This is a genomic window from Flavobacterium sp. 90, assembly GCF_004339525.1.
Lineage (GTDB): Bacteria > Bacteroidota > Bacteroidia > Flavobacteriales > Flavobacteriaceae > Flavobacterium.
In genome coordinates this window covers 5,572,491-5,585,130 of the sequence record NZ_SMGE01000001.1, presented here as the reverse complement: position 1 = coordinate 5,585,130, position 12,640 = coordinate 5,572,491, and the positions used below count along the sequence as shown (strand labels likewise).

13 protein-coding genes are annotated in these 12,640 nt (G+C 32.4%); 12 read left to right on the top strand and 1 reads right to left on the bottom strand.

What is annotated here, in order from left to right:
- The first annotated feature begins 20 nt into the window (after window positions 1-20).
- The 3 genes from C8C83_RS22685 (at window position 21) to C8C83_RS22675 (ending at window position 3,652) form a co-directional block, all read left to right on the top strand.
- Complete coding sequence (locus C8C83_RS22685) at window positions 21-953, top strand: transglutaminase (protein ID WP_121330820.1); 933 nt, start codon at window positions 21-23, stop codon at window positions 951-953.
- Window positions 954-1,292: 339 nt separating this feature from the next.
- A complete protein-coding gene (locus C8C83_RS22680) occupies window positions 1,293-1,661 on the top strand; it encodes a hypothetical protein (RefSeq protein ID WP_121330819.1) in 369 nt (122 codons plus the stop codon).
- Between the two features lie 404 nt (window positions 1,662-2,065).
- Window positions 2,066-3,652 carry an ABC-F family ATP-binding cassette domain-containing protein gene (locus C8C83_RS22675; RefSeq protein ID WP_121330818.1) on the top strand — a complete coding sequence of 529 codons (1,587 nt, stop codon included), beginning with the start codon at window positions 2,066-2,068 and terminating at the stop codon, window positions 3,650-3,652.
- A gap of 196 nt (window positions 3,653-3,848) precedes the next feature.
- Here the strand turns inward: C8C83_RS22675 and C8C83_RS22670 are convergent, their stop codons facing one another.
- Window positions 3,849-4,043, bottom strand: a complete 195-nt coding sequence (locus C8C83_RS22670; protein ID WP_121330817.1) for a hypothetical protein — start codon at window positions 4,041-4,043, stop codon at window positions 3,849-3,851.
- An 86-nt stretch (window positions 4,044-4,129) separates the two neighbouring features.
- Here C8C83_RS22670 and C8C83_RS22665 point away from each other — a divergent pair, with 86 nt between their 5' ends.
- From C8C83_RS22665 to C8C83_RS22625, 9 genes are all read left to right on the top strand, one after another.
- On the top strand, window positions 4,130-4,843 hold the full coding sequence (locus tag C8C83_RS22665) for a S24 family peptidase (protein ID WP_121330816.1): 714 nt from the start codon (window positions 4,130-4,132) through the stop codon (window positions 4,841-4,843).
- A gap of 406 nt (window positions 4,844-5,249) precedes the next feature.
- Window positions 5,250-5,573 (top strand): metalloregulator ArsR/SmtB family transcription factor, encoded by a 324-nt coding sequence (locus C8C83_RS22660; protein ID WP_099712465.1) that lies wholly within the window; start codon window positions 5,250-5,252, stop codon window positions 5,571-5,573.
- Between the two features lie 5 nt (window positions 5,574-5,578).
- On the top strand, window positions 5,579-6,046 hold the full coding sequence (locus tag C8C83_RS22655; RefSeq protein WP_121330815.1) for an SRPBCC domain-containing protein: 468 nt from the start codon (window positions 5,579-5,581) through the stop codon (window positions 6,044-6,046).
- Between the two features lie 26 nt (window positions 6,047-6,072).
- Window positions 6,073-6,450 carry a DoxX family protein gene (locus C8C83_RS22650; RefSeq protein ID WP_121330814.1) on the top strand — a complete coding sequence of 126 codons (378 nt, stop codon included), beginning with the start codon at window positions 6,073-6,075 and terminating at the stop codon, window positions 6,448-6,450.
- A 162-nt stretch (window positions 6,451-6,612) separates the two neighbouring features.
- Window positions 6,613-7,686, top strand: a complete 1,074-nt coding sequence (locus tag C8C83_RS22645) for a hypothetical protein (RefSeq protein ID WP_121330813.1) — start codon at window positions 6,613-6,615, stop codon at window positions 7,684-7,686.
- Window positions 7,687-7,902: 216 nt separating this feature from the next.
- Complete coding sequence (locus tag C8C83_RS22640) at window positions 7,903-8,763, top strand: helix-turn-helix domain-containing protein (RefSeq protein ID WP_121330812.1); 861 nt, start codon at window positions 7,903-7,905, stop codon at window positions 8,761-8,763.
- 79 nt (window positions 8,764-8,842) lie between these two features.
- The gene (locus C8C83_RS22635; protein WP_121330811.1) at window positions 8,843-10,027 is read left to right on the top strand and encodes an FAD-dependent monooxygenase; all 1,185 of its coding nucleotides are present in this window, start codon (window positions 8,843-8,845) and stop codon (window positions 10,025-10,027) included.
- Between the two features lie 311 nt (window positions 10,028-10,338).
- Complete coding sequence (locus tag C8C83_RS22630) at window positions 10,339-11,925, top strand: serine hydrolase (protein WP_233566184.1); 1,587 nt, start codon at window positions 10,339-10,341, stop codon at window positions 11,923-11,925.
- A 48-nt stretch (window positions 11,926-11,973) separates the two neighbouring features.
- Complete coding sequence (locus C8C83_RS22625; protein ID WP_121330810.1) at window positions 11,974-12,630, top strand: hypothetical protein; 657 nt, start codon at window positions 11,974-11,976, stop codon at window positions 12,628-12,630.
- Window positions 12,631-12,640 lie beyond the last annotated feature (10 nt).

Genomic DNA, 12,640 nt, shown 5'->3' with positions numbered 1-12,640 from the left:
AAAAACTGCTTTTGATTCTTATGATAAAATTCCCTAAAATTGACTTTCCGCAATTAAAATCCAGGTTACAGGTGAAATCACCTTGGGATAGGGTTATTATTATGATATTGAGTCTTTTGATCACAATCCCGATTTTTATCATTTTACACCAGAATTTAATTGATTTAAATTGGGCTTTTAACTTAGATCGTGTATTCATTTTTATATTTGTTTTTGCTGCAGTTTTCTTTCTTTTAATGCTGTTGCGAACGATTATAATATTGTGTATCGCGGTTTATTTATTGATTTTAGTTTACGGAACTGTTATCGGGAATTATGGCTTCAGTGAGATTTCCGAGGATTATAATTCAATGATTTATACAATGTCTGATAATCCTTTTCCGCAGGATATTATTGTGGCAAAGTTGCTTCCGTTTCCAAATAAATCAAAAATCATAAATGCCATCGAATATCAGAATCCAAAAGTCCGGAATTTTGCTATTATGGCAACTACAAAGCATTTTAAAGGTATAAAAGGATATTCTGATTACAGAACCATTATTCAGTGTTTTGCAGTCTTTAAAGAGATTAATAGCCGTTGGAATTATGTCAACGACCCAAAAGAAGGTGATTATATTGCGACAGCAAGTGAATCGTTAGAATATTTCTCCGGAGATTGTGACGATCATTCTATTCTAATGGCTGCAGCAGTGCGTTCTATTGGCGGAACTCCACGATTAATCCATACAAAAGGACATATTTATCCTGAAATATTAATTGGTTCTTTAATCGATTTAGAGAAAGTCAACTATTTGATTAAAAACGTGCTTTTTGTCAAAGAAAGTTACGGCAAAAAAATACATTACCACGTTGATGATCGCGGTCAGGTTTGGATGAATCTGGATTATACAGCGAAATATCCCGGAGGACCATTTTTGTACGAAGAGATTTTGGGAGCGTTAACTTTAAATTAAGGTTCAAAGGTTCAAAGGTTTTCTGTAGAGGCGCACAGCAGTGCGTCTAATATCTATTCTCTATGTTCTATTCTCTATGTTCTATTCTCTATGTTCTATTCTCTGTGCTTGATCATTGTGTCTAATCTTTGCGGAGACGCATTGCTGTGCGACTCTACGATAATCAATGTTTGTAAAATATATTGGCGTCAATGTTTTCTTTTTATCTTCTTATTAAAAACGTCATTTTAATTTAAAATTCCATATTCAAATCCTGGTTATTTATAAATATTTGATTTTTAGATTTTTAATTAGAAAAATTTTTGTAATTTTCTGTAGTTTAACTTTAATCACAAAATCATGAAAAAATCTAAATTATTTATCTTCGGAATTGCAATGGTGGCAGTATTAATGATTTCATGTCATAAGAGTAGAAATGAATTGGTGAACTCTTGGAAAGTTACCGCTGTTGAGCCAAAAATGCCTATCACTGATTCTATTAAAAATGTAATTCTAACTCAGGGAACATTAACCTTCACTAAAGACGGGCATGTAACCGGATATTTGCAGAGCGAAATCAATAATGGTACTTATGCTTTGACAAAAGGAGGAAAAAGTTTAGTAATTAAAGATGAAACTGGTACTCCATATCCTTGCGAAAGTACTATAACAGAAGACAAACTGGTACTGGATAGTAAAGAAATGAAGCTCACGCTTAGCAAAATATAACCATCAAAGTTCATTGTTTATGAACTCAAAATATTTAACCAAAAACCATATTGTACCCAAAAGCAATATGGTTTTTTGTTTTATATATAAAAAGAGTTTGCCACAAATTTCACGAATTTATGCGAATTTTTACCTTGAAACCGATTAAAAAGTTTGCCACAGATTGCACAGATTCGTACAGATTTATTCAATTGCACAATCAAAATAAAAATTCAAGTAAATTCGTGAAATTCGCGGCGAAAAAAACTTTTTTCACCTTTTGCAAGCTTTCGTATAAAATTATATCTTTACAAAGCTAATAACTAAAGCATTTCTTTATGTGAAAAATAATTTCTTTCAGGCAATTTAGAGAGTAAACCGCAATTTGTGGTGGCTCAATTTATTCATCTTTAGAGAAAGAAATTATGCTTATTCTACAAAACATTTCATATAAACACAATAACAAGGAATTGTTATTTGACAACATCAGTTTTACTGTAAACAATCACGAAAAAATTGCATTAATTGGTAATAACGGTTCAGGAAAATCGACTTTGCTTAAGATTATTGCCGGCGAATCAGAACCTTTAAACGGAGAGTTGAGATTAGGTTCTGAACCCTATTATATTCCGCAGATTTTTGGGCAATACAACGAACTTACAATTGCCGAAGCATTGCGTATTGCCGATAAACTTAAAGCATTTAAAGAGATAATCGAAGGAAATGTTACCGAAGAAAATCTAAACATTCTAAACGATGACTGGACCATTGAAGAACGTTGCGATAATGCTTTAAAATACTGGAAACTTGAAGATTTAGATTTAATGTCAAAAATGAATACTTTAAGTGGCGGACAAAAGACAAAAATCTTTCTTGCCGGTATTCTAATTCATCAGCCGGAACTGGTTTTGATGGATGAACCCAGCAATCATCTTGATACAACTGCCAGAGAATTATTGTATGATTTTATTGAGTCAACGTCAAGTACTTTATTAATTGTGAGTCACGACAGAAGTTTGCTTAACAAACTCAATACAACTTACGAATTAAGTAAACACGACGTTAATGTGTATGGCGGAAATTACGATTTTTATGCTGAGCAAAAGCAAATCGAAATTAATGCTTTAAATCAGGATTTGCATTCCAAAGAAAAAGCACTGCGAAAAGCCCGCGAAAAAGAACGTGAAACATTAGAAAGACAGCAAAAACTAGACGCTCGAGGCAAAAAGAAACAAGAGAAATCCGGAGTTGCAAGAATCATGATGAATACGCTGCGTAATAATGCTGAAAATAGCAGTTCGAAACTAAAAGGAGTTCATGCAGAAAAGATAGATGGTATTTCGCAGGAATTACGCGAATTGCACTCTTCTATACCAGATATTGATCAAATGAAAATAGGTTTTGATAACTCTGTGTTACACAAAGGAAAAGTGCTTTTTAAGGCTACTGAAATTAATTTTAAATATAAAGAACAACTTCTTTGGAAAGAGAATTTAGATATCGAAATCATCAGCGGGAATAGAATTGCATTGAAAGGTGCGAATGGTTCCGGCAAAACGACTTTGATAAAAATTATATTAGGAGAACTTAATCCGCAAATTGGAACGGTTTTCAGAGCTGATAACAAATCTATTTACATCGATCAGGATTATTCTTTAATTCAAAATCAGCTTAAAGTTTACGATCAGGCTCAGTATTTCAACACATCAGGATTAGAAGAACATGAAATTAAAATGCGGCTTAATCGCTTCTTATTTTCCAGAGAAGATTGGGATAAGCCTTGTTTTGCTCTAAGCGGAGGCGAAAAAATGCGATTAATGCTTTGTTGTCTTACCATAAACAAAGAATCTCCGGATATTATTGTTTTAGATGAACCCACAAATAATTTGGATATTCAGAATATTGAGATCCTGACCAAAGCAATTAATGAATATCAAGGTTCTCTAATTGTAGTTTCGCACGATTCTCATTTCTTGGAACAAATTAATAGTGAGGACTTTATAACCTTATAAACTAACGCAATAGATATTCTGCTATAAGCGAAACAGAAAATTGAAACATTAGAATAAAAAAAGAGCCTCCAAAATCCAAGGTTAAGGAGGCTTTCGATTTAGAGATTAGTGATTGAAATTCTCTAAATCAAAGAATTAAGTTATTTTGATATTATTAGCTTATTATGTGTGGTAATATTGAAATTATTCTATTTTTTTAAAGCGTTTTAAGAAGCGCTGCAATTGCAATTTCCATCTTTTTGTAATCCTTTCTTACAGTGTCTGTCATTTCACTTTTTCGGTCACCGGAAAGGCTCATTGTGATAAATCTTTTTGATAAACCGTATTTTTCTTTGATACGATTAAGGATTTCTGTGTTGTAAATGTTTTTCTTTTTCGTTTCTTTGTCCATTGCCTTGTCTGTTCCTGTTGCGGGAACAAATGTATAAACAATAGTCTACAAAATAGCAAGGTTTAGTAAATATTTTCTTATATTTTATGAAAGCAATTGAAAGACTCTATCAATACCTTGATTACAAAGGAATTAAGCCAACTCGATTTGAGAAGGAGAATGGCTTGTCCAATGGATATTTAGGTACCCAATTAAAAAGAAATGGAAATTTAGGAGAAGACGTCTTCAATAAGATAATAGACAATTGTTTAGATTTAAATCCAGTCTGGTTGCTTACAGGAAAGCAAAAAATGATTAAAAATCAGATTTATACTGAAAATTTAAATAACGAGCATAATAATTTTGTAAACGAATCTCCATCAGAAGAAGACAAATATCAAAAGCAAAATATACCACTTTTTGACGTTCACGCATCCGCATCAACATTATTTGATGACGAAAGTACGGAGAAGTTAATCGATCAGATTACTGTACCAAATTTACCAAAATGTGATGGCGCAGTTTATGTAAGCAGCGATAGTATGTATCCGTTGCTAAAATCAGGAGATATCATTATATATAAAAAAATCACCACTTCGATCGGGAATATTTATTGGGGCGAAATGTACCTGATTTCCTTAGTTAATGATGAAGGCGAAGAATTTGTAATGGTAAAATGGATTCAAAAATCTGAGAAAGGTGACGAATTTATAAAGCTCGTTTCTGAGAACAAACACCATCAGCCAAAAGACTTCCACATTGATGCTGTAAAAGGCTTAGCACTTATAAAAGCCAGTATTAGAATAAATGCTACTTATTAACTATTACTTCTACTCTAGCCCGTTGGATATAATGCCTAAAAAAAAAATTAAACACATAGAAACATAGATTTTATCAAGAAAGTAAATAGAAAAATCAGTTTTTGTCAGCGTTTTCGCTTTAGCGAATCAGTAAAATCAGTGTCTAATTTTGACGCGGATAAAACAGATTTACTTCGTAAAAACGCAGATAAATACTGATTTTTTTTAGCTTAACTTAATGAAATTGCACTTCGGGGCAATGTTTTATGTGTTAAAACAATTGCAGTTAACAGGTTTCTACTTTACTCTTTTTTAATGCTTTACATTTAGGTTTTAAAAAATATTTTAAGGTTTTGCTTAAAAAAAGTCTTCAAAAAATTTGCGCAGTCAAATAACTGCATTATATTTGCAGTCAAATAACTGCACAATGGAAATTAGAAGAGACGTTTTTCAGGCAATAGCAGATCCTACTCGCAGAGCAATCTTGAGTTTGGTTGCGCTTCAGGCTATGACACCAGGTACAATAGCCGAAAATTTTAGTTCGTCACGACAAACTATTTCAAAACATATTCAGATTTTAAGTGAATGTGAATTATTACATCAAACACAGAACGGAAGAGAGATTTATTACCATTTAAATCCCGAAAAGATCAAAGAAATTGACAATTTCATTGAGCCTTTTAGAAAAATGTGGGACGAAAAGTTCAATAAACTCGAAGCCATAATGAAGAACTATCAACCTAAAAAATAAAATTCATGGAACCAAAAACTAAAATTCATGCCGAAAATGGCAAACAGGATTTAGTAATTACGAGAGAATTTGATTTGCCTCTTGAATTACTTTTCAAAGCTTATGTAGAGGCTGAAATTGTTGAACAATGGATGGGAACAAAAGTTTTGAAACTTGAAAATGTAAAACATGGCGGTTGGCAATTTGAAACCACCGATGCCAAAGGAAATGTTGTATTTCAGGCAAATGGAGTGATTCACGAAATAATTGAAAATCAAAGAATCACCAGAACTTTTGAGATGGAAAATACTCCTTTTCCGGCACAGCTTGAGTTTTTAGAATTCACAAAAGTATCAGATCAAACGAGCGCACTTACCATGCAAATCGTTTACAAATCACCGGAGCTTAGAGATCAAATGCTGAAACTTCCGTTTGCTCAGGGTATTAATATGGCACATAACCGTTTGCAGGATTCTGTAAACAAACTAAAATAACTATCAACTAATTAAATCAAGTAATTATGACTAAGAGAAACAAGATTATCTATTGGGTTGCAACGCTTTGGCTTGCATTAGGAATGACTGCAACCGGAATTGTACAATTTATAAAAGTAAAAGATCAAGGTGATATGATGGCTCATTTGGGATATCCGCTTTATTTTTTAACGCTTTTGGCAGTTTGGAAATTTCTGGGTGTTATTGCGATTCTTATTCCAAAGTTTGCTTTGTTGAAAGAATGGGCTTATGCGGGATTTTTCTTTGCAATGTCTGGCGCTGTTTTCTCACACGTAGCCAGCGGAGATGCAGCAAAAGAACTTTTTGGTCCACTATTATTAATCGTTTTAACTGTAATATCGTGGTATTTTAGACCAGCTGATCGAAAAACGGTTCTGGCTTAATTAGCTTTAAAACAATTATATATTTAAAACTCCATCGCATTTGATGGAGTTTTTTTATTGTCTTTAAAATCGTTTTCTGTAATAAATATAAAGATAATTGAATTTATAATTTCTATTTTCGTTTGACAAATATCTCGCTAAAGCAAGAATAAAATAGAATATATGGAATTGGTAACTTATAATTTGACAGAAGATATTGAAGTGTCTTACGAGAATATTTTAAAGATGCATTTTATTCCGAATTCTAATAAACTTGCATTGCTTAAGGTTAATTCATCTTGGCGATTATTTGTTGAAATTATCGATTTTAATAGTTCTTTAAAAGCAAAAATTACGCTCGACAATAAGTTGCGTTTTTATTATCGTGAATTCGAACATAATACTTTTGTCAATTATAGTAAGGATTTGAGTCATTTAGGCAAATATTCTTTAACACATATTTTTGAGTTTTATTTATCTGAAGATTTAGAATTCATTTATTTAAAAGCAAGATTTAAAAAAACTAAAGAGGAAGTTTGTCATTTTAAAATTGATTTTGAAGGAAAAGTAGTTCTTGAAAAAATAGAAGACGAATCCCATAACCCTCTGGACGATTACTGTTTTTTGAAGAAATATCTTGTAAGTGATAATTTTATTTTTTTAGATTTAGAGGACTTTAGCGAACATGATTTAGCAGATTTTTTTGATACGGTTTTTTATAAAGACGATTTTTTATTTTTAAGATTCAATGGTGATGAATATCCAATATTTTCATTGCCTGATAAAAATCTTCTTGGTTTGGTTTTTTTCGACAGAGACGGAAATTATCCAAGAGGAAGTTTTAATGTTTTTAGAATTAATGATATAAAAAAACCTGTGCTTCTGTTTTCTTATAAAATCGATGATTTTGGAAGCAATCATATTTTTAATTCTAGTGGAAATAAAATATTGTATTACTATTATATAGATTTATGTGAGATAAAAATTAAAATAAGAGAACTGTCTAAAAATGATTTTGAAAATGCAATTGAATTTACACTTTCCTTTTCAAAAGAGGATTCAGCTCCGCACGAACTGTTTTTTTCTGATGCCAATTTAATTTTATTGGTTTTTTACGATAGAATTGAAGTTTATAACATTCATACCTTAGAACGAATTTCTATTTATAATCGTGATATAGGAACTTCGTATTGTTTTGATAAGAATAAGTTATTCTATATTTATTTGAATAAATTAAAAATGGAGGTTTTGGCTTAAAGAAATCCATTTGAAATTTGTAGAGGATTAATCACAAAGCTTTGTCTTGAAAAACAGATACTTCTAAATTAGCCCCGATAGAGCCGGTATCCTTTGAGAGGGACGAACAAAGATGTAGGTGAAAGCGGGACTTCGGGTCTTGAAAAAACGGTTTGCTTTGCTCCTAAAATTCTCATAAAATAATTAAATATCTTTGTATAAAGAAGCAAAATTATAATGTCTAAAAAAACAAAATCAATTCCTGTAAATCCTGCGGCTGGCGAATTTGAGGCCGGAATTGCTATTATTGGAAGAATTTCCGTTAAAGATTTAGATTCTTTTGAAGAATTTGAAGAGTCACATCGGGATAATTTTCATTTGTTTCTTTTGCAGGAAAGCGGAACTACGGGTATCGAAATTGATTTTCAGACGTATAAAATTCAGCCTTCTTCTCTACTCTATATTCATCCCAATCAAATACATCGTTTAATAGGTTTCGAAAATGTAACTTTTAGCGGATGGGCAATTGATAATGAAAATCTAAATCCCGAATATCTCAAATTATTAGAAGATATCACGCCTGTAAAGCCTTTGTTGATAAATGAGGATACCTTTTCTATTATTTCTGATACTATAACGCTTTGTATGAATTTCTCTGAAAGAAACCACGAAAAGTTATATAATTCGATACTTAAAGAAAGTTGTAATGTATTAATTGGATTGACTATTTCGCAATATTTAGAACATACAAAAACCACAGATTCACTTTCCAGATTTGATACAATAACAAAAGCTTTCAAAGGACTTTTGGAACGTAATTTCATTTCGATGAAAAAACCTGTGGAATATGCTGAAAGACTAAATATATCAACGGCTTATCTTAACGAATGTGTAAAAAACACGACAGGTTTTTCTGTTACATATCACATTCAGCAACGTATTATTCTTGAAGCAAAACGTATGTTGTATCATTCAGATAAATCTGCAAAAGAGATTGCAGCTGATTTGGGTTATGATGATTATCCGTATTTTTCGAGATTATTTTCTAAAGTAACCGGAATAACGCCTTTAGGTTTTAGAAATAAAAACCACGAATAGTCCAATACTTACTTTGTTTTGATATTTTGCAATCCGTTTAAGTGCCATTTCTTTGCACTACAAATAAAAGGTATCAAAAATGGAAGCATTAAAAGGAATAGATCTGATAGCAAATAAAAGTATAGCAATTATTGGCGGTGGTCCGGGCGGACTTACTTTAGCGAGACTTTTGCAAATTAAAGGCGCAAACGTAAAAGTATACGAAAGAGACGAAAGCAGACATATAAGATTGCAAGGTGCGACACTCGATTTGCACTTTGAATCAGGATTGAAAGCACTTGAAACTGCCGGTTTATTGGGCGCTTTCAAAGAAAACTACAGACCTGACAACGATAAATATCGGGTTGTGGATCAAAACGGAATCATTTTTCATGACGATCATCAGAAAGAATCAACGGGCGATTTTGGCGACGAATGGTTTAGACCGGAAATCGATCGCGGACCGTTAAGAGATATTTTGCTAGATTCGCTTGATCCTGAAACGGTTGTCTGGGACAGTCATATTGTTTCGGTAGAAAATATTGAGAATACGTGGCAAATTGTTTTTCAAAACGGAAACATTGCACACGCCGATATTGTAATTGGAGCTGACGGCGCAAATTCTAAAATCCGTCCGTTTGTTACGCCAATCAAGCCCGTTTATTCGGGTGTTACTTATTTGGTTGGAAATATTGAAAACTCACAAAAGAATACGCCGCAAATTAATGACTTATTAAAAGGAGGAAAAATATCGGCAATGGCAGATTCTAAAACCTTATTTCTAAGCGCTAAAGGCGACGGAAGCTTAGATTTTTATATTGGATGGAAAACGGATGAAAATTGGGCTGCAAAAAGTGGTATTGATTTTAAAAATGTCAAACAAGTTCAAACTTGGTTTAATGAAGAATTTAAGAATTGGTCACCTATTTGGCAGGAATTATTTAAAGAAAATGAAACCACTTTTGTTCCAAGACCTTTATACGGAATGCCTGCTGATCAAAACTGGGAATCACAATCGAATATTACTTTGCTTGGCGATGCGGCGCATTTGCTTCCTCCAAATGGCGAAGGTGTAAATGCAGCAATGCTTGACGCTCTGGATTTAAGCGAAAATCTAACAAACGGGAAATTTCCGAATCTAAAAGAAGCAATTACCGATTATGAAAAAGAAATGTTAGAAAGATTTGTCAAAGAAAAAAAAGTAACCGAAGAGTTTCTTGATTTTATGTACTCACCAAAAGGCTTGGAGATTATGGTCGAAATGTTTCATGAATTACCAAATTGAGAATTTATCTATAAACCGTACTAAACGAGGTTTTCCTGAGAACCTCTGAAATCATTAGATTTTGGAGGTTTTTTGTCTTATATTTCATTACTTCCTTTATTGTTGTTTTTTGTGGTTAATTTGGAGAATCGTTATGATAATTGTTTAATAAACACTATTATTATCTTGGATTAGTTACTAATTTAACATAAAATTATTTTTCATATTCAATAAAATAATGCTATTTTTATAAAAAAAATCCTTATAATTTTAAATTATCGAGATTGGTTTATTTCTTTCAAAAAGTTAACTATAAAACCCAAAAAACCACAATGTTCAAAAGCAATCTCTACACCAAAAAAGGAACAACTATTTTAACTTTATTATTTTTTATTTGCCTTGCTTCTACTCCAACTTTTGCACAATTAACATCGCAAAAAATTGATTTATTGATGGAAGATGCTTTGGTAAAATTTAAAGTTGCCGGTGCTTCGATTGCAATTGTTAAAGATGGAAAAATAATTCACCAAAAAGGATATGGAGTTGCTTCTATTGAAACTAAAAAAGCGGTAAACGAGAATACAAATTTTCAAATTGCATCAAATAGTAAAGCGTTTACAACAGCTGCACTTTCTATTCTTGAAGACGAAGGAAAATTGAAATGGACGGATAAAGTAAAAGATCATATTCCTGAGTTTAAAATGTATAACGATTATGTGACGGAGAATTTCAATATTCAGGATTTGTTAACGCATCGCAGCGGACTTGGTTTGGGCGTTGGTGATTTGATGTTTTTTCCTGATGGTTCAAATTTTACGATTAAAGATGTCTTGAATAGTTTTCAATATTTTAAGCCGGTTTCTGCTTTTAGAACGCAATTTGATTATGATAATTTACTTTATGTTGTTGCAGGCGAATTGATTGCGAGAATAAGCGGAATGAGTTATGAAGCATTTGTGCAAAAAAAAATTATTGAGCCTTTGCAAATGAATAATAGTTTTGCTGCTAGTAATTTGATAAAAGACAAAAGCAATTTGGCGGTACCACATTCCTCTGAATCAGGAACGATAAAAACAATTGATGGTTTTGGAGTTCAAATGAATAGCGCAGCAGGCGGAATAATTTCGAATGTTGCAGATATGGCAAAATGGATGACGGTTTCTATGAATAAAGGTCAGTATGGGCCTGATTTGAAAACTACATTATTTTCTGAGAAAAACCATAACGAAATGTGGCGCATTCATACTGTTGAAGAAGCAGATCCAAATCCTAGATATAATTCTCATTTTAGAGGTTATGGTTTAGGCTGGGAATTGACAGATGTAAAAGGAAATCTGGAAGTATCTCACACCGGAGGTTTGCCTGGAATGTTGTCGATTGTAAAAATGTATCCGGATCAGAATTTAGGTATTGTAATTTTGACCAATACGGAGAATGGCGGCGGAGGACTTTTTATGGCGGTTTCAAACACTATTTCTGACATTTATTTAGGATTGGATGATTTTGGCTGGACAGATAAATTTGCCACTTGGATGAGCGAGGAAAAAGCTAGCGGAGACGATGTTACTAAAAAAACTTGGGAAAAAGTAGCGTCTTCTAAGAATGTGAAAATTAAAAATGAAGACTTTATTGGTGTTTACGTAGACAAATGGTTTGGAGGAATTGAAGTCTTCGAAAAGAACAAACAATTATGGTTCAAATCATATCGTTCGCCAAAATTAAATGGCCCGATGGCTTTTTATAATGCTAACACGTTTGCGATAAAATGGGAATATCAAGCAATGAATTGTGATGCATTTGCTATGTTTTCGCTTGACGAAAATGGCAAAGCTCAAGCTATTAAAATGAAAGGAATTTCTCCAAATATTGATTTTAGTTTTGACTTTCAGGATTTGGACTTAAAAAGAGTTCAGAAATAAAGAGATTCTACATAGATTTAGGATCAGTATTTTTTAAGGCATTAAGCTATGACAGCAAAAGATTTATTATATAAAATATTAGACTATAATTATTTGTGGTCTTCACCGGAAAGAAGAAATTCTAAACCGGCTAAAATTAGACTTTCGCAAATCGAAACGCTTCTGGAAGCTTTTGAGTTGACAAAAAAGTATGTCAATCCGCTGGTGCAAATAAAATACTCGTTTACTGGTAATACTGAAAAACTTACCAGAGCGCAGCATCTTAATAAGTTAACGAATCTTGAATATGTCTTGTCAGGAGAATTTCTTCATGACAGAGAAAAAGACGCAAACAAAGAATTATCAGATAAAATAATTACCCAGATAACTGCTTTATATTCTGATCCCGACCTTCTGGATCATATCAGGCACAGAACGGTTGATATCGGTTGGCTTTTTAATGATTTAATGCATTTTCGAGAAGAAATTTATAAAATAACGCTTCCGGAAAACGGTATGTCAGAAGGTTTTTCAAGCGGATTGCATTATAGTTTTTATCTAAAAAGACAACTGAAAGATCTAATAAAAGCAAATCTTTCAGACATTGACGAAACGCTTTGGGAAATCCTGGATCCGTATAAAAGAGAAGTTAGCAAGGAAGAAATTAATTATCACGATGTAAACTTAGATGTTATTGATCATGAATGGATAATTGATAATTATTAAAATTTTCGGC